Genomic DNA, 21,788 nt, shown 5'->3' with positions numbered 1-21,788 from the left:
TCATACGAAAGGTGAAGTGAAAAATGGAAGAATCATCTATATCAAAGCGGAAAGCGGAACATATCCGCGTTGTGCTTGAGGAAAATGTTGCCGGGAAAGACACAACAACCGGCTTTGAAAAATATCGTTTTGAACATCAGGCGCTGCCTGAACTGGATTTTGAAGAAATCTCGACGGAAACGGCTTTTCTCGGCAAACCGTTGAAAGCCCCGTTTTTGATCAGCTCCATGACCGGTGGCACTGCTCAGGCCCGCACCATTAACCGGAACCTGGCGCAGGCGGCAGAGAAAAGAGGCTGGGCCTTTGCGTTAGGGTCAACACGGGCTGCGTTAGAAAGCCCGGAACAGGCGTATACGTTTCAAGTGCGGGATGTCGCGCCGCATATTCCGGTTTTGGCCAACCTCGGTGCCGTCCAGTTGAATTATGGCTACGGAATTGACGAGTGCCGCCGGATCGTGGAACTGACCGGGGCGGATGCTTTAATCCTGCATTTCAACTCCTTACAGGAAGTCTTTCAAAAAGGCGGCAATACGAATTTTAAAGATCTGCTTGTGAAAATTGAAGACCTTTGCAGCCGCCTAGAAGTGCCGGTCGGCTGCAAGGAAGTCGGGTGGGGCATCAACGGCCGCCTCGCCGAAAAGCTTTATTCCGTTGGCGTTTCTTTTGTCGATGTTGCCGGCTCAGGCGGGACATCATGGAGCCAGGTGGAAAAATATTTAACGTCCGATCCGTTGAAAAAAGCGGCAGCAGAGGCATTTTCCGGCTGGGGAAACCCGACGGCGGCGTGCATCACCCAAGCCCGCAACCTTGGCCTTCAAGGTACTTTGGTCGCAAGCGGCGGCTTGAAAAACGGAGTGGATGCCGCCAAAGCTATCGCCCTCGGAGCCGACTTGGCGGGATTTGGAAGAAAGCTGTTGCATGATGCCGTCCATTCAGTGGATGCACTGCTTTCTACTTATGAACAAACAGAGCTTGAGCTGAAGATTGCAATGTTCGGAATCGGGGCAAAAGACTTGTCCGCTTTGAAACAAACACCGCTTTTGAAAAAAATGTAAACCATCCGGCTGCATAAAAAACCCCGGCTCCCGTTTTTGGGAGGCCGGGATTTTTTATTTTTTCGCGCCTGCAAAGTTAGACAGTTGGTCCATCAGTTTACTGCGTGATCTTTTATTCCGCAATAAATAGGCGGCACCTAAAGCGACTGCTGTCATGGCCATTGATTTTTTCATCATCCACCACATCCCTTCTTTTTTCGTATGTTTGTACTTTTCCCCTTGTATGCGGAATTAAACAGTTTAAAGCCAAAATGAAAAAGCAAACCCGGAAAAGGTTTGCTTTGAAATGGACCGGTTAATGGGCAGGGCGCGGTTTATGGGCCCGGTTTTGGAAATAATTTTTTATTGCCGGGATGGCGATACGGTCAAGTCCCCAGTAGTAAGATGCGCTGCCTGTAAACAACAGAATGATGGCGACGGTGTAAAGGACCGGGTTGGTGCTCGTTGTGCCGGCAAGCATAAAATTCAGGTTCATAAACGCGCCTGCAATTAATGCCGGGATGGTTGCCAGCCCGACAATCAGGCCAAGGCCGACCAGCAATTCCCCATAAGGGATCAGCACATTAAAAACATGGACATTCGGTATGGCAAAATGGGTGAGGAACGCTGCGTACCAGCCTTGAACTTCGGCATTTTCGCCAGCCGTTTTTGCCAGTGCCCCCTTTAAAAATCCAGCAGCATCAAACCCTCCCGTCAATTTATGCAAACCTGCTTCAAGCCATTGAATGCCGAGCCAAATACGGATGATTGCCCAGATAATGCTGACTTTGGAATCATGATACCATTTCATTTTTAACATCTCCCTTAGGATAAATGATGATAACATGTGAAATTCTTCACATATCTTACATTTTTAGAATACAGCGTTTGCAACGGAATTACAATGGATTCCGGACAGTTGTCAAGAATTTGTGATATATTTCACATTTGTGAACAAAACATTAAAAAAGCGGCAAGCCAAGCTTACCGCTTTGATTCGTTTCCTTCCCTTTCCATTCGCAAACCGCTTACCCAAGGTCCGTTGCCGTTTTGATCATGCTCCGGTTCCTTATTTTACCGGATTTCCAAAACTTCCTTCGAAAACCGATTCTTTCACAGGCCTGCGTGCAGAAGGCGTCTCTCTTTCCTGCAGGGAAGGAGGCAGCGCCTCTTTTTCACCCCGGTATCCGATGGCAATAAGGGCATCAATTGCATAATCAGCCGGGATGTTCAATACTTCACGTGCTTTTTCAAAATCAAAGCCTGTCATCGGATGCGTAGCGAGCCCTTTTCTGACGGCTTCAAGGGAGAGGTATCCCCACGCGGCCCCTGCATCAAAAGCATGCGAACGGATCGGGCCGGTTTCATTTTCTGTTTTCGAGAGAATAAGCGCAAAAACGGGGACGTTCTTGCACCACATCCGGTTGTATTCCCCGAGAAACGACAGAACTTTTTCCCTGTCTTCCTTTGTACGTGCAAGAATAAAGCGCCAAGGCTGATGGTTATAAGCGGACGGCGCCCAGCGTGCTGCTTCAAACAGGCTCAAAAGCACCTCTTCCGGTACTTCTTTTTCCAAAAAAGAACGCGGTGACCATCTTTCCAAATAGACTGGATCGATATCATATTGCGCTTCCCGCGGCGATAATGTTTTTACCATGGGGACTCCTCCTTATTGATGTCGTATCTTTTTTATATTAAAATAGTTCAACCCGATCTACAAACGATTCAACTCGGACGAAAAATGTATTTGTGCACCTATATATTGTATAATAGACCTAGGAGAAAATACGAACAGGATGATCTGAATTGGTTGATTATTTGCTTTTCGAAGAAGATGTCGAGATGATGTATTCCCCTGCTATTTTCCATCGGGGAATGAGTTATTATATGCAGGGCCGGGTCAAAAAATTGATTTTTGATAAAGACTCCACCTGGACGGCAATCGTAAAAGGGTCCAAAACCTATTACGTCACTATTTACTATGACGAGGAATTCGGGGAATTTTCAAACGTATGTACATGCCCGGCACATGAACAATACGGCGAGTGCAAGCATGAAGTAGCGGCCATGCTTGCGATTGCAAATGGGGAGGAAGAGGTGGCAGAACCGAATATTGGCGATGTTTCGGAGACGCACCAGCATATGAAAACTTTACAATTGATGAATATTTTTTCCGGCCTTCAACAAAGCATGATGGAAACAAAACACAATGCCGCGAGAAAGCCACTCCGTCTTGAATATTTTTTAAAAGCTACGAACGTTTCCGGCTTTGGCTCTGACCACTTTTTAACCATTGAAATTAAAATCGGGCCCGGCCGGACATATGTGGTCCGCGACATAAAAGATTTCCTCGGCAATGTCAGCCGCGGGAACCCGCATGCATTTACAAAAAACTTCATTTATGATCCGGATGAACATGCGTTCGAAGAAGAAGATAAGGAAATTGTGGAGATGCTGCTTTATATGCTGTCCACCCAGCAATTGTACGAGGCTTCCATGGATCGTTGGTACAGATTTGCATTGGAGCGGGAACTGGTCATTCCGCCGTTTATCGCAAGGCCACTTATAAAGAAACTGGCAAACCGCAAATGCAAATTCAAATATGAACGTTACGCGGCAGATTCGATTGTCTTGCATCAGGAAGAAGAACTACCGCTTTCTTTCCGGCTTGACGGCAACAGCCAGGGTGGCCCGGGCTTTTTACTGCAGCTGAAGAGCTTAAGGGACCTGCTTTTATTTGAACAATACGGGCTTGCATTTTACAAAGGGGGTTTTTATGAGCTGTCCACGGACCAGCTTGCTCTTTTAACGGCACTTGAAGATTTTTACAAGAAAAGTGGCGATGAAGTAGAGATCCAGCAAGAGCAGATGAGCCCGTTCCTTTCCAATGTGTTGCCAGGCCTGAAGCGGATCGGAAAAGTAAAGCTGACAAAAGACATTAAAGGGAAAATCGTCCAGCCAAAACTACAAACGAAAATTTTTATGGACAACGAAGACGAAAAGATTACGCTGCGGATTGAACATCATTACGGCTCCCGTGTCATTGATCCGTTTATGGACGAAGAAACGCCGGATGATGATAAGATTTTGCTGCGTGATGTGGAAAAAGAGCAGAAAATCATGACGATGATCGAACAGTCGCCGCTCAAATACAACGGCAAACAGCTGTATTTGGAAAACGATGAAGAAGCGCTGTACGAATTTATTTTTACGATTCTACCGCAGCTTGAAGAAGAAGTGGAAGTGTATATTGCAGGCGCCATCAAATCGTATTTCCAGACGAGCCACTACACGCCGCTTACATCGGTGGATATGGATACGAGCGGAAATTTTCTGGAAGTCAATTTTGACATGGATGGGATTGATGAAGAAGAAATCCGCAATGTGCTCCGGTCCGTAATCGAGAAAAAACGGTATTACCGGCTACCGGACGGGGCTTTTGTCTCCCTTGAAAGCGATGCATTCGAACATATCGGGCAGCTTCTCGAAGAACTGCATGTCCCGAAGAAAGAGCTTGAAGACAACCGCCTGAAAGTTCCGCTTTACCGCGGGCTCCAGGTGGAAGAGCTGATGAAGACGCGTGATAAATATGCTGTTAAATTCGGCAAAGCGTTCCGGAAGCTCGTCCAGCAGCTGAAAAATCCGGAAGATACGGATTTCGAACTGCCAAAAGGGCTTGAGGCAAAGATGCGTGATTATCAGGTGACCGGGTTTCAATGGTTCAAGTCGCTCGCCTTTTACCGTCTTGGCGGGATTCTGGCTGATGACATGGGGCTCGGGAAAACATTGCAGAGCATCTCTTACATGTTATCAGAAAAAGAAGCGAATCCGGATATCAAGCCGTTTTTGGTTGTGGCGCCGGCATCCCTTATTTACAATTGGAAAAGCGAGATTGAAAAATTTGCACCGGGGCTCTCGTCGATGGTTATTGCCGGCACGCCTTCCGAGCGGAAAGCCTTTTTTGAAGCGGGCGAGCTGCCAGATGTATTGATCACCTCGTATCCGACGCTGCGCCAGGATATCGGAGAATATGAAAAAATCGAATTTGATACCTTGATTTTGGATGAGGCACAGGCGATTAAAAACTATGCGACAAAAACAGCCGCCGCCGTCCGGAACGTGCAGGCGGGGAGAAGATTTGCGTTAAGCGGCACGCCGATTGAAAATTCTATTGAGGAATTATGGTCGATTTTTCAGGCGGTTCTCCCGGGCTTTTTCCCGCCGCTGTCCGAATTCCGGAAAATGGAGCAGGAAAAAATTTCGCGGATGGTGCGGCCGTTCATTTTGCGACGCGTCAAAAAAGATGTATTGAAGGAGCTGCCGGATAAAATTGAAACCAATCATTTGTCCGAGCTGACGAAACCGCAAAAAGAGCTTTATCTGGCGTATTTGGACAGAATCCGGCATGAAACAGCCCAAACGCTGGCTGAAGGGGATTTTAACCGGAACCGGATTAAGATTCTGGCGGGGCTTACCCGTCTGCGCCAATTGTGCTGCCATCCGTCGCTGTTTGTGGAAAATTACCGGGGCGACTCCGGGAAACTTGAGCAGCTCGTTGAATTGGCGCATACGGCGATTGAAAACGGGAAGCGGCTGCTGATTTTTTCGCAGTTTTCCAGCATGCTCCAGATGATCCGGACGCGGCTTTCTGACGAGGGCATCGATTCTTTTTATCTTGATGGCCAGACGCCGTCACGGGAGCGGGTCGAAATGGCAGACCGGTTTAACAGCGGCGAGAAAAATGTCTTTTTGATTTCGCTCAAGGCCGGTGGTACCGGCTTAAACCTGACCGGCGCCGATACTGTTGTGCTGTATGATTTGTGGTGGAACCCGGCTGTTGAAGAACAGGCAGCCGGCCGCGCCCACCGCATCGGCCAGAAAAACGTCGTTCAGGTCATCCGCCTGATCGCCCACGGCACCATCGAGGAAAAAATATACGAACTCCAGCAGAAAAAGAAAGAACTGATCGAACAAGTCATCCAGCCGGGCGAAACCATGCTGAACAGCCTGAATGAAGAGGAAATTAAAGAACTGCTAGGCATGTAAAGAAAATGCTGATGCGTTTGCATTTACGGCCTGGTGGGGACCGGTATGTAAGGAGGCTTTGAACATTCAAAGATCGGCATTTTTGAAAATTAAAAGCAGCTGGCCGAGAATTGAAACTTCGGGACTTTCAGCAAGGATAGCAAGGATGCTTCAGGTTTCCCGATTACGGGAAGCCTTTGCTGACGCCCTAAACAAAGTTTTCGCAGCTTTCAGCAAGGATGCTTCAGGCCTCCCGATTGCGAGGCTTTCCCTTCCCCGGGAGATGGCTGGGTGTATAAAAGAGAATTTGCGCATACCTGGTTGGAGCTTTCCCAGCCTGGTGGCGACCGATATGTAAGAAAACCCCCCGCGGTTATTTGGCTGCGGGGGGTTTTTGGGATGGGAGGGGCGGTTAATAAATGGAAATTTTTATTTTTATTCAAAAAGTAATTCCGATTATTGTTATATAATGGAGGATGAAAGGAGGAAAATCATGGAGTACATTGCGCATATTCGGGAAAGCGACAAGAAGGTACAGACAGTTGAAGAACACTTATTGGCAGCAAAGGAATTAGCTGAAACTTATGGAGAAAAGATTGGTGTGAAGCACATAACCGGGCTTGCTGCTCTGCTTCACGATCTGGGGAAATATACAAGTGCATTCCGCAATTATATTTTGGAAGCGGTAAACAACCCTGATCATCCGCCAAAAAGAGGAAGCGTAGACCATTCTACCGCCGGAGGAAAGCTTTTATTCAAAATGTTCCATTCAGGAAAAGCCAGCCCTCATAAAGCATTATTAGCTGAAATTGTGGGTAATGCAATCATTTCTCACCATTCTTATTTGCAGGATTTTATCAGCCCGGAAATGGACCTAAAGTATTTAAACAGAGTTGATAGTAAGGAAATTGACGAATTTGAAACGGCAAAAGAAAATTTCTTTGAAAAAGTCATGAGCCCAACACGCTTTTCCAGTTATGTAAATCAGGCTGAAATTGAATTGAAGAACTTTATTATGAAAGACGCATCGAAAACGCTCACACATAAGATGATGTTTTTAACGAAGTATATTTTCAGTGCATTAATTGATGCTGACCGGACGAATACGAGATTGTTTGAGGAAAATAAACCAGAAAAAGAACAATTTTCGGTTTCAAAGTTGTTTAATCAATACTATGAAAAACTGTTACTTACTTTAGACAGTTATAAGGAAAACTCGAGCGCTAATGCCCGTATCAATCGATTAAGATCCGAAATGTCCGAGCAATGCGATGCCTTTGCCGAGAAACCGTCTGGTATTTATACGCTTTCGATCCCGACAGGAGGAGGAAAAACTTTTGCCAGCCTGCGATACGCATTAAAACATGCCCAACTTTATAACAAAAAGCGTATCATTTATATCGTGCCTTTTACAACAATTATCGAACAAAATGCTGAGGAAGTGCGGAAAGTTTTGCAAGACGATGTAAATATTCTTGAGCATCATTCAAATGTCGTCGAAGATGCTGATGAGAATGATGAACAACAGGACGGAATAATGAGTGTGCAGCAAAGACTGAAACTTGCAAAGGATAATTGGGATGTTCCGATCATTTTTACCACGATGGTGCAATTTTTAAATGTATTTTATGCGAAGGGAAGTAGAAATATTAGACGCCTTCACAATATGAGTGAAGCGGTGCTAATCTTTGATGAAGTGCAAAAAGTTCCGGTGCCTTGCATTTCCTTATTCAATGAAGCACTAAATTTTTTAAAAACATATTGCCATTCCAGCATTCTGCTTTGTACGGCAACCCAGCCGGCATTAAATTATGTTGAACATCAATTACAGGTCAGCCCAAATCCGGAGATTATCCGTGGTCTGGATAACGTAATAGACGCCTTTAAAAGAGTTGAAATTGTTGACAGGGCAACTGATGAAACCTTTAACACCGAAAAGCTTGCAAACTTTATTGAGAAAAGAATGACGGAGGTTTCCAGTGTTCTGGTTATATTGAATACCAAGGGTGTTGTAAAAAAATTATATGAACATTTAAATTCAAACGATAATAATATCAACATTTTCCATTTAAGTACGTCTATGTGTGCAGCCCACCGTAATCAAATTTTAGAAGAGGTAAGGCACTGTCTGGATGCCGGTAAAAAAGTAATATGTGTAAGCACCCAATTAATTGAGGCGGGTGTTGATGTGAGCTTCGAGTGTGTCATCCGTTCCTTAGCCGGTCTGGATTCAATTGCACAGGCGGCAGGACGTTGCAATCGGCATGGAGAGAAAGAGACCGGTTTTGTATATGTGATCAACCATGAAGAAGAAAATTTAAGCAGGCTTCCGGAAATAAAAAAGGGAAAAGAGACTTCAAAGCGAATTTTTATCGATTTAAAAAATACACCATCTATCTATAATGGAAATGTTCTGTCTATCCAAGCAATGGAAAAATATTTTAAAGAGTTTTATACAGCGTTTGATGCAAATTTAGATTACAATGTTCCGTCTCTTCAGAAGAATATGGTGGAAATGTTAACAACTGATCCCAACAACTATAGTTATGTGAGGGCTTATTGCAGTAATACGAAAAAGAAGTATCCCTTGTTCTTAAGCAGCAGTTTTTATACAGCTGCAGAAAAATTTCGTGTGATAGATGATAAGACAACTTCCGTTATTGTTCCATTTGGGAAAGGAAATGACGTAATAGCCGAATTAAGCAGCAACGCAACCATTGAAGATCTCAGCAAACTCATGAAAAAGGCACAACAGTACACTATTAACCTTTACAGCCAGGAACTTGGAAAGCTTGAAAGAAATGGCGGAATCATAAGTTTGTTTGACGGTAAAATATTGGCTCTCAAAGAAGGTGCATATGATCATGAATTCGGTTTGAATGTGGAGAATGACAGCGAATTGGATTTTTTGTCAATTTAAAAACCTATCATAACAGATAGGTTTTTAAATCATATAATATATATTTCAATCCGCGCTTTACCAGCGACTATATTATCATAACACAAAAAGGGAAAGAAAAATTTTTTCATATAATATATAATTAATTATTGACTTAAAAAAAGGCACATTGTATACTGAATTTATCAAAACAGCCAAAAAATGAGAGGAGGGGAAAAATGAGGAATTCTATTGAATTTGAGGTATATGGCAAATATGCTTTGTTTACTGATCCGTTGACAAAAATGGGAGGTGAAAAATTATCCTACCAAATACCGACCTACCAAGCGCTAAAGGGGATAGTCGAATCGATCTACTGGAAACCTACTATTCTAATGATAATTGATGATTTGCGTGTGATGAATCCTATCAAGATGGAGTCTAAGGGTGTCAGGCCGATTGAATACAACGGCGGCAATACACTGGCAAATTACACATATTTGCGTGATGTGCGTTACAAAGTGAGGGCTCATTTCATCTTTAACCCACACAGGCCGGATTTGGCATTTGATCGTAACGAACATAAGCATCATAATATTCTGAAACGATCCTTGAAAGCTGGCGGAAGAAGAGACATTTTCCTTGGCGCCCGGGAGTGCCAGGGTTATGTGGAACCCTGTGTATTCGAGGAAGGTGAGGGTTACTATGACCAAACAGAAGAAGTGTATTTTGGAACAATGGTTCACGGCATAAATTATCCAGATGAAACCGGCCGTAATGAAATGGAAGTCAGATTGTGGAACCCTGTTATGAAAAATGGTGTAATCCATTTTATCCGGCCGGACGAATGTAAACTGGTGAGAAGAGTTGCAGAAATGGAAATGAAAGCCTTTACTAAAGAAAATGTGAAACCTGCCGATGAACTTTTAAAAGAGTTTGAGGGGGAGGGGAATCGTGAGTGAGCTGGTTACTAAATTTATATGAGACTTATCAAGCGAATGAAGAGCAGGTCGGGAAAATTGAAAAGAAAAGAAATGATCAGGAGTACACGCTTCTTCCGGTTTCACATACCACACAAACTGCACATTTAGAAGTGCAGGTAACGGAGGATGGAAATTTTTATTATGCGGAGGTAATTAATGATAAAAAGGATGCGGTTACATTAATCCCGTGCACAGAAGAATCATCCAGCCGTGCCGGTAAAAAAATAGCTCCTTACCCATTGCATGATAAATTGATTTATGTAGCCGGCGACTTTGTGGCTTATGGAGGAAAAATAGAAGAGCCTTTCTCTTATTATATTCAACAATTAGGTGAGTGGGCAAATTCTCCGTTTAGTAATGCGAAAGTGCAGAGTATCTATGCATATTTAAAAAAGAAACAGTTAATCCACGATCTTGTAGAAGCGGGAATTTTGTTTTTGGATAACAACGGGCAGTTAATTGATAAATGGGACAGTAAGTATGGTGATAAGCCTCCATTATATTCAACAGTTACAGGGAGTGTTGAGAGCGCTTTTGTAAGGTTTACTGTTTATTCGCCCGAAAAAATCCTGACCAAAGTATGGAAAGATCCGGAAATGTACGAATCATTTATAAAATTTTACAATCAACATTTAAGTGACCGGGATCTTTGTTATGTAACGGGTGAATTTTTGCCAAGCACAGAAAGGCATGCTAATAAAATCAGAAATTCCGGAGATAAAGCTAAACTGATATCTGCGAACGACTCAAGCGGGTTTACGTACAGAGGAAGATTTACTGAAAGCAAACAAGTGGCAAGTATTAGTTATAAAGCATCGCAAAAAGCACATAATGCGCTGAAATGGTTGATCAACAGGCAGGGAAAAATAATCGATAACAGAGTATTTCTTGTATGGGAAAACGGCGGAAATGAAGTTCCATCTGTTACCGAAGATTCATATGACATTACCAGTCTTGATCCTTTTGCAAATGGGAGCAATCCAAAAATAGCTTTTACAAACCAGGAATTTGCACGTGAATTTTCTAAGGCAATGGATGGATATAAAAGTAATCTTTCGACTGAAGCCAGTATTAATATTCTGGTTTTAGACTCGGCAACAACTGGAAGAATGGCTGTCCTTTATTATCGAAATTTAAATAAAGAGATTTATTTTAAAAATTTAGTAAAATGGCATACAACTTGTGCCTGGCTCCACCGTTATCGAAAAAATGAGGACAACCAACCGATTTCATTTTTCGGTGCACCTTCGACAAAAGATATCGCGTTCGCAGCGTATGGTCCAAATGCAAGTGATAAAGTTGTAAAGGGCTTAATGGAAAGAATGCTTCCGTGTATTGTGGAAGGGAGAAGAATCCCAACAGATATTGTCAGAAGTGCCCTTCGGCGTGCATCTAATCCGGTCGCTTTGGAAAAATGGGAATGGGAAAAAATATTAAGCATTGCTTGTGCACTGATTAATAAAGAGGAGGGATATAATTTGGCACTTGATAAAGAAAATAACAACCGCGATTATTTATTCGGAAGGCTGCTGGCCATTGCGGATGTATTCGAACGAAATGCTTTGGATTCCGGCGAAAATCGTGCTACCAATGCCATCCGATATATGAATGCATTTTCACAGCATCCTGCACGCACTTGGGGAACGATCCAGGCCAGTTTGCAGCCCTATCAAGTCCGGCTGGGGAAAAAAGGGACGTACTACGCCATGTTAATAGATGAAGTCGCTTCTAAACTTAAATATGAAGATTTTAATGACAGGCCTTTATCGGGTAAGTTTTTGCTTGGCTTTTATAGCCAGCGCTATGATTTATATCAGAAGAAAGATACCAGTACTGTTGGACAAACTAAAGAATAAAAGATTGAGAGGGGACTAATTATGCCAGCTTTAGATCATAAGATTGATTTTGCCGTTGTGTTGTCTGTTACAAAAGCTAATCCCAATGGAGATCCGTTGAACGGAAACCGCCCGCGCCAAAATTATGATGGTTACGGGGAAATTTCTGATGTTGCGATTAAACGTAAAATCAGAAACCGCCTTCAAGACATGGGCGAGTCAATTTTTGTGCAATCAAACGATCGAAAAAATGATTCGTACAACAGTTTAAAAGAACGGGCGGATGCGAATCCGGAATTGAATAAGATTTTTAAGTCTAAAGACGGATCAGGTGAATCTTTTGCTGCGATCGCGTGCCAAGAGTGGATTGATGTCCGCAGTTTCGGCCAAGTATTTGCTTTTAAAGGATCCGGCAATAAAGGTGTATCTGTAGGGGTAAGAGGCCCTGTTTCAATCCATACTGCTACCAGTGTATCTCCAATTGATATTACAAGCATGCAAATTACTAAAAGTGTAAACTCTGAGCCTGGCAAAGACCGGGGTTCCGACACTATGGGGATGAAACACCGCGTAGACTTTGGTGTCTATGTATTTTATGGAAGTATCAATCCACAGTTGGCCGAAAAAACAGGATTTTCAAATGAGGATGCCGAGAAAATTAAGCAGGCCTTGGTCACGTTATTTGAAAATGATGCTTCTTCTGCACGTCCTGAAGGGAGCATGGAAGTCAAAAAAGTATATTGGTGGGAACACCAGTCCAAATTGGGCCAGTATTCGTCGGCGAAAGTGCATCGGTCATTAGCGGTTACACCACTTGTGGATAATCCTAAAACATTTGAGGACTATGAGATTACTTTAAATGAACTAAACGGTTTAAAGGTTGACGTCATCGATGGCATTTGATGAAGATGAATACCTGATGTTGTCGGGCATCCAACATTTTCAATTTTGTAAGCGGCAATGGGCATTGATTCATATAGAGCAAGCGTGGGAAGAAAATGTAAGAACGGTTGAGGGGCAAAATATCCATCAAAAAACGGATAGCCCCTTTATCCGTGAAAAGCGTGGCAGTAAATTAATTGTCCGGGCAATGCCAATTAAATCAAATGAATTGAAGTTGACGGGAATATGTGATGTTGTTGAATTTGTGAAGGATAAGAATGGCGTTGAAATTTATGGGAATGAAGGAAAATATATTCCTTATCCGGTTGAATACAAACGCGGCAAACCGAAAAAGAATGATTCGGATATTTTACAGCTTGTTGCGCAGGCGATGTGTCTTGAGGAAATGCTTCTATGTGAGGTTAACAAGGGCTATATTTTTTATAACGAAATCAAACGCCGGATTGAAATTCCGATAACCTTGGATGAAAAAAATAAAGTTAGAAAGATTGCTGCTGAGATGCAAGATTACTATCAACGCCGTTATACGCCAAAAGTAAAAACCGGCCCCTTCTGCAACCAATGTTCCCTCCAGAATATTTGTTTGCCGAATATCATTCGTAAACGTGCTGTTTCCAGTTATATAGAAGGGAAGATAAATGAGTGAAAAAACTCCTGAACACTTTATTTATTACGCAGCCGGAAGTTTATTTATCCTTGGATGGAGACAATATTGTGCTTTTAAAAGAGAAGGAACAATTGGGGCGACTGCCACTGCACAATTTGGAATCGGTCGTTGCTTTTGGCTATACAGGGGCCAGCCCTGCCTTAATGGGGTATTGCGCCGAAAGGAATATTTCTCTCATTTTCTTTACAATGAATGGCCGCTTTCTTGCCAGAGTAATTGGTAAAAGCAGGGGAAATGTTGTTTTGCGAAAAAAACAATACCGTATCTCAGATGATGAAATCGCTTCGGTTCAAATTGCCAGGAATTTTATTATCGGGAAGATATACAACCAAAAATGGATTCTTGAAAGAATGACAAGAGATTATCCGTTGCGTATTGATGTTACGCAATTTAAGGATGTTTCCCGGTTTTTATCCGCCATTATCAAACAGGTCAGACTATGCGATAGTTTAGAAACATTGAGGGGGTTAGAAGGACAGGCTGCCATCAATTACAATAAATTATTTGACCAAATGATTCTACAGCAAAAAGATGATTTTTTCTTTCATCACCGTTCACGCCGGCCGCCTTTGGATAACGTGAACGCCATGTTGTCCTTTGCTTATACATTACTGGCAAATGACACAGCTTCCGCACTGGAAGGAGTAGGTCTTGATGCCTATGTTGGATTTATGCACCAAGACAGACCGGGCAGGGTTTCACTTGCTCTGGACTTAATGGAAGAATTAAGAGGTGTGTATGCGGACCGTTTTGTACTTTCATTAATCAATACCAAGGTAATCAATAAAGATGATTTTTTAAAAAAGGAAAATGGAACCGTCATTATGACAGATGAAGCAAGAAAAAAGTTTCTAAAAGCCTGGCAAAATAAAAAACAGGAAAAGATTACTCATCCGTTTCTTGGAGAAAAGATTTCATGGGGACTGGTTCCCCATGCACAAGCTCTGTTGTTGGCCCGGTTTTTAAGAGGAGATTTAGATGAGTATCCTCCTTTTCTGTGGAAGTAGGTGGAAAATTTTGCTTGTTGTCATTACTTATGATGTGAGTACTTTGACCGGAGCAGGGCAGAAGAGGTTAAGAAAAGTAGCGAAAGTTTGTCAAAACTATGGCCAGCGTGTCCAGAATTCCGTTTTTGAGTGTTTCGTTGATGCAACACAATTTGCCTCTTTGAAGATTGAACTGTCTAATATTATTGACCCAGATGAAGATAGCCTGAGATTTTATCAGTTGGGAAACAACTATAAAAATAAAGTAATGCATATCGGGGCAAAACCATCTTTGGATTTAGAAGACCCCTTGATCTTTTAGTGCGAAGGTGTAGTGCACACGATTTTCCCGTGTGTTCGCACCAATATGCTAACCAATATTTTACATATATTGGTTAAATGTGGAAAAATAGTCCTTTGTTTATCAGAGGAAATGGCGAAATTTGGTTGTTTTAAAAACGTACATTCGCCTTTTTGACCAAATTCCGCTGTCGCTCCCTACATGGGGGCGTGGATTGAAATCGTAGGTTTTATATTCGTTGCTGTAGATTTTTGCGTCGCTCCCTACATGGGGGCGTGGATTGAAATAGCTCAGCTTTAAGTTTGTTTTCAATCTCAGTTTGTCGCTCCCTACATGGGGGCGTGGATTGAAATATCACTAAAGCCAGCTAAATATTTGCCGTCAACTGTCGCTCCCTACATGGGGGCGTGGATTGAAATTCCCTCCATAAATTTTTCAAATTCTTCGTCTGTCGTCGCTCCCTACATGGGGGCGTGGATTGAAATACCACCATTTAACCATTCACGTGGCGTTGCGACGTCGCTCCCTACATGGGGGCGTGGATTGAAATCGGTGCGGGCTGTACTTGCCCCTATGATGCTCCGCGTCGCTCCCTACATGGGGGCGTGGATTGAAATTCTGCTGTTTTAATCCACTTGTCCAGCTTTTTAAGTCGCTCCCTACATGGGGGCGTGGATTGAAATATCTTTGAATGCACGGGGCTGGGCGAGTATTGGTGTCGCTCCCTACATGGGGGCGTGGATTGAAATTATATCTGAGGGGGTCGGTATTAGTGGACACCCTTGTCGCTCCCTACATGGGGGCGTGGATTGAAATATCGCAATACCTCCTCCCGGGCATATGCCATAAGGTCGCTCCCTACATGGGGGCGTGGATTGAAATACGCCGTCCCCGTCGTGGACGGGTGTTGCAAGGGTGTCGCTCCCTACATGGGGGCGTGGATTGAAATAACGAAGTCAATTATAACATGTTTAAAAACTCAGTCGCTCCCTACATGGGGGCGTGGATTGAAATTGTATTGTGCTTTAACCGCATATTGCGCATTGATGTCGCTCCCTACATGGGGGCGTGGATTGAAATATTTTTTAGCAGCGCGTAAATGAACAATCTGCCTGTCGCTCCCTACATGGGGGCGTGGATTGAAATGATTACAAAGCGACATACGCGGAACGGAAGCCAAGTCGCTCCCTACATGGGGGCGTGGATTGAAATGCACATGCCGTCTTGTAATTGTTAAACGTAAACTGTCGCTCCCTACATGGGGGCGTGGATTGAAATAATTTTGGAAAGAGGGGGGCTACCCAATCACCTCGTCGCTCCCTACATGGGGGCGTGGATTGAAATACTCCTGGTCGCCAAACCAACCCGGATGACCCAGGTCGCTCCCTACATGGGGGCGTGGATTGAAATATCGTCCATTCCTCCATGCTCCGCCTCTCCCTCGGTCGCTCCCTACATGGGGGCGTGGATTGAAATCCAGGCATGAAAGCAACATTACTCGAGGGAACGCCGTCGCTCCCTACATGGGGGCGTGGATTGAAATGTGAAGGATTCGCATACCACGCGCGACCTGACAAGTCGCTCCCTACATGGGGGCGTGGATTGAAATATAATGTGGACTATGAAAGGGAACGTATGTTATAGTCGCTCCCTACATGGGGGCGTGGATTGAAATACCTGCTGGGTAAGTACAAGATTTTCGGTTTGAAGTCGCTCCCTACATGGGGGCGTGGATTGAAATATTTGATTCGACATCCGGTTGCTTGCGTATCAGCACCAGTCGCTCCCTACATGGGGGCGTGGATTGAAATAACAGAGCCTATTATAGCATGGCGCTATAATATCGTCGCTCCCTACATGGGGGCGTGGATTGAAATAAGGGGTAAAAATGGTAAAAATTGAAAGATGAAAGGTCGCTCCCTACATGGGGGCGTGGATTGAAATAAAGGTGTATAGTTTTGTAAATCACCTTGAATTTTGTCGCTCCCTACATGGGGGCGTGGATTGAAATGATATTGAAACAACCAGCGTTACGGTGCAAGAACAGTCGCTCCCTACATGGGGGCGTGGATTGAAATTGCGATTGTCTGGCCTGCCTTATCAAATATTTGTGTCGCTCCCTACATGGGGGCGTGGATTGAAATTTTAGTTTGTAACATGATTCTATATCTCCCTTTCTGTCGCTCCCTACATGGGGGCGTGGATTGAAATGATTGTAGGTAATCAACTAAGCTAACGGAGCCGAGTCGCTCCCTACATGGGGGCGTGGATTGAAATAAACGATTTGAGTATGCTCCAGCAAAAAATTCAAGTCGCTCCCTACATGGGGGCGTGGATTGAAATGATGCCAAGAAAGACGGCTACGTGGTCGTTGACGGTCGCTCCCTACATGGGGGCGTGGATTGAAATCATCCTTGGCCGTCCGATATGCAATGATTTTGCCGTCGCTCCCTACATGGGGGCGTGGATTGAAATACCGTAGACAGACCAAATGGTCAAGACTTTGGAGTCGCTCCCTACATGGGGGCGTGGATTGAAATATTGGGAGGTAAATGCAGGACGCCGTAGAGGCTTGGTCGCTCCCTACATGGGGGCGTGGATTGAAATAAAGAAAAGAAGGGTTTTACAACTCGTACCCAAGTCGCTCCCTACATGGGGGCGTGGATTGAAATACCGTAATCACATTTGCGTCAATCGTGCCCGCCGTCGCTCCCTACATGGGGGCGTGGATTGAAATTCTTTTCGCCTTCCAGTCCCGATCTTTCACGGGCGTCGCTCCCTACATGGGGGCGTGGATTGAAATTAGGCTTTGAAATCAAAAAGAGTATAGCAAGTAGGTCGCTCCCTACATGGGGGCGTGGATTGAAATTGCTTTCAAGCAGATATTCCAGCCATTCATTGTAGTCGCTCCCTACATGGGGGCGTGGATTGAAATATCCGTTGTATTCGGAATCAGGCCGGCTTTGAATGTCGCTCCCTACATGGGGGCGTGGATTGAAATCGTCATTGTGGATGATTTTAAAATCAGCCTTGTGTCGCTCCCTACATGGGGGCGTGGATTGAAATCGGGCACAAATAAACGTAAAAAAATTTAAACAGGGTCGCTCCCTACATGGGGGCGTGGATTGAAATATTGGGAGGTAAATGCAGGACGCCGTAGAGGCTTGGGTCGCTCCCTACATGGGGGCGTGGATTGAAATCTATGACACAAAAGGCACTTGCTGATAGGCTTAGTCGCTCCCTACATGGGGGCGTGGATTGAAATAGTGCCTACAGCGGCAGTTGTGCCTGCGGCCACGGTCGCTCCCTACATGGGGGCGTGGATTGAAATCGTGAGCTACAATTTGTTGAAAAGCAAAAAACGGTCGCTCCCTACATGGGGGCGTGGATTGAAATCGGAGCCTACGCAAAGAGCACAATAAATTCCCGGGTCGCTCCCTACATGGGGGCGTGGATTGAAATCGCTGTCTCGATCGTAGCGCCCCAACCAATTTCACGTCGCTCCCTACATGGGGGCGTGGATTGAAATCAGGGGCAAAAGTGAGCGGACAAGCAAAAGCTAAAGTCGCTCCCTACATGGGGGCGTGGATTGAAATCCTTTGGCAGAGCTTGTAATACCAAAAAACGGGCGTCGCTCCCTACATGGGGGCGTGGATTGAAATTTTTGAGCCTTAAAGAACGATGGAATCAGCTTTGTCGCTCCCTACATGGGGGCGTGGATTGAAATGGTCGTGACGATACGTTCGCCGTTAAGTGTTGTTGTCGCTCCCTACATGGGGGCGTGGATTGAAATGAAAAGGAGCTCGGGATAAGCCCTAACACCCTCACGTCGCTCCCTACATGGGGGCGTGGATTGAAATGAGCATAAATATCCCCATAAACTCAGCTTGGTTACGTCGCTCCCTACATGGGGGCGTGGATTGAAATCACTTTTGCGGTTTAAAGTAACCCCCTTAATGCCGTCGCTCCCTACATGGGGGCGTGGATTGAAATATTAGTTGAATTAGATGAAGTTAACATTGACCGGTCGCTCCCTACATGGGGGCGTGGATTGAAATCTTTGTGGTCAAAATTGAAAAGCAGCAGGCCGGGCGTCGCTCCCTACATGGGGGCGTGGATTGAAATTGCGAAACAGCCAGGTTGATCACAAACGGAGGATGTCGCTCCCTACATGGGGGCGTGGATTGAAATTTATGGGTGTGCTTGGTGTTGGTGCTGCTGTTGGGTCGCTCCCTACATGGGGGCGTGGATTGAAATTCGTAATCGAATCACCTCGCTGAACTTTTACCACGTCGCTCCCTACATGGGGGCGTGGATTGAAATACAAAATTATATTTTGGGGTGGTCAACAAAATGGGTCGCTCCCTACATGGGGGCGTGGATTGAAATATCACCGAAGTAGTCGCAACCGAAAAGCTCCGGAGTCGCTCCCTACATGGGGGCGTGGATTGAAATTTAATTGAAGCTGTCGCCCACGAAGGCGGGATTGGTCGCTCCCTACATGGGGGCGTGGATTGAAATTAAGATTGAAGCGCGGGCATCTGATAGCAAACGCTGTCGCTCCCTACATGGGGGCGTGGATTGAAATCCATGCGTTGTCAGCGCGGCGAGTATAACCGCCAAGTCGCTCCCTACATGGGGGCGTGGATTGAAATCTTGCCGGTAACGCCCAGATAGTGCTGGACCTGGTCGCTCCCTACATGGGGGCGTGGATTGAAATAAGTACGGCCGATTCTCCAACTACCAACCTATCGGTCGCTCCCTACATGGGGGCGTGGATTGAAATAAAACGATTCAGTTTAAGCCAATCACCTGTTTTAGTCGCTCCCTACATGGGGGCGTGGATTGAAATGAAACGCAGAAGGTAATATATCCGCTCTGCAACAGTCGCTCCCTACATGGGGGCGTGGATTGAAATTGGAACCGGAACACCTGAACCATATGAAAAACCGGTCGCTCCCTACATGGGGGCGTGGATTGAAATCGAGCTTGTAGAATGGTGGGAAGGCTATCTTGCAGTCGCTCCCTACATGGGGGCGTGGATTGAAATACGGCAGCTGTGCTTGAATTTCCATTGGATGATGTCGCTCCCTACATGGGGGCGTGGATTGAAATAGCCATGGCAGCACTTTATAATCGGCAGCCTTTTGTCGCTCCCTACATGGGGGCGTGGATTGAAATATCTATAGTCAAATCGCTTAACCGCCGATTTTTCGTCGCTCCCTACATGGGGGCGTGGATTGAAATATCCCCTAATCCGGCGGAAAGCTCATACCTTGCTTGTCGCTCCCTACATGGGGGCGTGGATTGAAATCCTCATCACTCCACCCGTCTTTAGACAGGTCGATGACGTCGCTCCCTACATGGGGGCGTGGATTGAAATCTGCTGCTCTAAAAGATAGCTGTCACGCGTGCTAGTCGCTCCCTACATGGGGGCGTGGATTGAAATTCACAATGTAATTGTTAATTAAAAATTGATCCCGTCGCTCCCTACATGGGGGCGTGGATTGAAATGCTCTAAAAGTTTGAATACCTTGCCATTGTAAATAGTCGCTCCCTACATGGGGGCGTGGATTGAAATGAGTTAGTCAATAATATAAATGATACCGGCCGAGTCGCTCCCTACATGGGGGCGTGGATTGAAATTTAAAGTATAACATAACAAAAAAGCCCGGTAATTGTCGCTCCCTACATGGGGGCGTGGATTGAAATTACGCTGAGCGGGTCCCGTGTGCTGGAAAAGTGGTCGCTCCCTACATGGGGGCGTGGATTGAAATATCTGCCGCTGCTGCCAGGTATTCGTCTTTCCCTGTCGCTCCCTACATGGGGGCGTGGATTGAAATGACCTAAACGACACCGATAAAGACGTCATCACAAGTCGCTCCCTACATGGGGGCGTGGATTGAAATCATATAATCCCATTTTTCGCGTAAAATAGCCCCGTCGCTCCCTACATGGGGGCGTGGATTGAAATCATATAATCCCATTTTTTGCGTAAAATACCCCCCAGTCGCTCCCTACATGGGGGCGTGGATTGAAATAGTCGCTGTTACCTCTGCATTAATTAAATTAAATGTCGCTCCCTACATGGGGGCGTGGATTGAAATAATCGCGAATTTGGCCGGTGCTATGAGAGACATAGTCGCTCCCTACATGGGGGCGTGGATTGAAATTCCCCTTTCGTATTTTAAATAGGTTGAGGCATTGTCGCTCCCTACATGGGGGCGTGGATTGAAATTCAACTTTCGAGCGATATTAATTTACGCGTACAAGTCGCTCCCTACATGGGGGCGTGGATTGAAATAACAATTTTATATTTATAAAGGTCTTTAGCCCGGTCGCTCCCTACATGGGGGCGTGGATTGAAATCTCATCCACAGCGAACTGATCGCACAGATAGTCAGTCGCTCCCTACATGGGGGCGTGGATTGAAATTATGCGCAGCTGGCCTGTCTCTACCGCCTGCATTGTCGCTCCCTACATGGGGGCGTGGATTGAAATAACTAAGCTTATTAAGGCATAAATTAAGCCCCCGTCGCTCCCTACATGGGGGCGTGGATTGAAATTTTGAGTAACTCAATCCTGTCTTGGTCGACAAGCGTCGCTCCCTACATGGGGGCGTGGATTGAAATAATGACCTGGTTGCGTTCTTGCTCGGCCTTAACCGTCGCTCCCTACATGGGGGCGTGGATTGAAATTTCTGTTCGTGATGAAAACGAATCACTAAAAGCACGTCGCTCCCTACATGGGGGCGTGGATTGAAATACCACGCCTAAGGCCGCCGATAATCGCTCCAAGAGTCGCTCCCTACATGGGGGCGTGGATTGAAATTTAGATTGTCTATCTGGCGTGATAAAATCACTGCAGTCGCTCCCTACATGGGGGCGTGGATTGAAATAGCGGGCCTGCCTCTGTCCTCGCCGCGGATAAACCGTCGCTCCCTACATGGGGGCGTGGATTGAAATGCTGCGCCAAGCCGACTGCCCGCGCCGGTGAGCCGTCGCTCCCTACATGGGGGCGTGGATTGAAATCGTCGGCTGTGGCGCGTTTAGGTACTTGACAGGCAGTCGCTCCCTACATGGGGGCGTGGATTGAAATAAAACGGAAAAGTCGTCCAAATTCCAGATCCGAAAGTCGCTCCCTACATGGGGGCGTGGATTGAAATTTCGTCAATCG

At 45.3% G+C, this 21,788-nt stretch carries 13 protein-coding genes and 1 CRISPR repeat array (1 of these 14 only partly in view); of the genes, 10 read left to right on the top strand and 3 right to left on the bottom strand.

The features are described 5' to 3' along the window. The first annotated feature begins 23 nt into the window (after positions 1–23). Positions 24–1,055, top strand: coding sequence for a type 2 isopentenyl-diphosphate Delta-isomerase (fni, locus tag NSS95_RS13495; protein WP_340713970.1), 1,032 nt, complete (start codon positions 24–26; stop codon positions 1,053–1,055). Between the two features lie 54 nt (positions 1,056–1,109). On the opposite strand, the gene NSS95_RS13490 is transcribed toward fni, so the two are convergent. From NSS95_RS13490 to NSS95_RS13480, 3 genes are all read right to left on the bottom strand, one after another. Next, positions 1,110–1,232 carry a hypothetical protein gene (locus tag NSS95_RS13490; protein ID WP_013860405.1) on the bottom strand — a complete coding sequence of 41 codons (123 nt, stop codon included), beginning with the start codon at positions 1,230–1,232 and terminating at the stop codon, positions 1,110–1,112. A gap of 118 nt (positions 1,233–1,350) precedes the next feature. After that, positions 1,351–1,845, bottom strand: coding sequence for a DoxX family protein (locus NSS95_RS13485; protein ID WP_211062250.1), 495 nt, complete (start codon positions 1,843–1,845; stop codon positions 1,351–1,353). Between the two features lie 258 nt (positions 1,846–2,103). Continuing rightward, complete coding sequence (locus NSS95_RS13480; RefSeq protein WP_061086396.1) at positions 2,104–2,691, bottom strand: nitroreductase family protein; 588 nt, start codon at positions 2,689–2,691, stop codon at positions 2,104–2,106. 149 nt (positions 2,692–2,840) lie between these two features. Between NSS95_RS13480 and NSS95_RS13475 the strand changes: the two genes are divergently transcribed. From NSS95_RS13475 to cas2, 9 genes are all read left to right on the top strand, one after another. After that, the gene (locus NSS95_RS13475; protein WP_340713969.1) at positions 2,841–6,080 is read left to right on the top strand and encodes a DEAD/DEAH box helicase; all 3,240 of its coding nucleotides are present in this window, start codon (positions 2,841–2,843) and stop codon (positions 6,078–6,080) included. Positions 6,081–6,138: 58 nt separating this feature from the next. After that, positions 6,139–6,417 carry a hypothetical protein gene (locus NSS95_RS13470; protein WP_340713968.1) on the top strand — a complete coding sequence of 93 codons (279 nt, stop codon included), beginning with the start codon at positions 6,139–6,141 and terminating at the stop codon, positions 6,415–6,417. A 135-nt stretch (positions 6,418–6,552) separates the two neighbouring features. Further along, entirely contained in the window at positions 6,553–8,979 is a 2,427-nt protein-coding gene (locus NSS95_RS13465) for a CRISPR-associated helicase/endonuclease Cas3 (RefSeq protein ID WP_061577463.1), read from the top strand. 197 nt (positions 8,980–9,176) lie between these two features. Then, the gene (gene cas5c / locus NSS95_RS13460; RefSeq protein ID WP_168985565.1) at positions 9,177–9,899 is read left to right on the top strand and encodes a type I-C CRISPR-associated protein Cas5c; all 723 of its coding nucleotides are present in this window, start codon (positions 9,177–9,179) and stop codon (positions 9,897–9,899) included. Next, positions 9,896–11,776, top strand: coding sequence for a type I-C CRISPR-associated protein Cas8c/Csd1 (gene cas8c, locus NSS95_RS13455; protein WP_168985564.1), 1,881 nt, complete (start codon positions 9,896–9,898; stop codon positions 11,774–11,776). The genes cas5c and cas8c overlap by 4 nt, the downstream gene beginning before the upstream one ends. Before the next feature lie 21 nt (positions 11,777–11,797). Further along, positions 11,798–12,658, top strand: coding sequence for a type I-C CRISPR-associated protein Cas7/Csd2 (cas7c, locus tag NSS95_RS13450; protein WP_168985563.1), 861 nt, complete (start codon positions 11,798–11,800; stop codon positions 12,656–12,658). Beyond that, positions 12,648–13,304, top strand: coding sequence for a CRISPR-associated protein Cas4 (gene cas4, locus NSS95_RS13445; protein ID WP_026684593.1), 657 nt, complete (start codon positions 12,648–12,650; stop codon positions 13,302–13,304). The genes cas7c and cas4 overlap by 11 nt, the downstream gene beginning before the upstream one ends. Next, a complete protein-coding gene (gene cas1c / locus NSS95_RS13440) occupies positions 13,301–14,332 on the top strand; it encodes a type I-C CRISPR-associated endonuclease Cas1c (protein WP_026684594.1) in 1,032 nt (343 codons plus the stop codon). The genes cas4 and cas1c overlap by 4 nt, the downstream gene beginning before the upstream one ends. A gap of 10 nt (positions 14,333–14,342) precedes the next feature. Next, positions 14,343–14,633 (top strand): CRISPR-associated endonuclease Cas2, encoded by a 291-nt coding sequence (gene cas2 / locus NSS95_RS13435; RefSeq protein WP_026684595.1) that lies wholly within the window; start codon positions 14,343–14,345, stop codon positions 14,631–14,633. A 168-nt stretch (positions 14,634–14,801) separates the two neighbouring features. Beyond that, positions 14,802–21,788: a CRISPR direct-repeat array (repeat unit 32 nt; unit sequence GTCGCTCCCTACATGGGGGCGTGGATTGAAAT) (it continues 2,366 nt past the right edge of the window).

The organism is Weizmannia sp. FSL K6-3076 (assembly GCF_038007245.1).
Classification (GTDB): Bacteria; Bacillota; Bacilli; order Bacillales; family Bacillaceae_C; genus Weizmannia; species Weizmannia faecalis.
The sequence above is the reverse complement of the archived record's forward strand: the minus strand, read 5'-3'. Positions and strand labels throughout refer to the sequence as shown.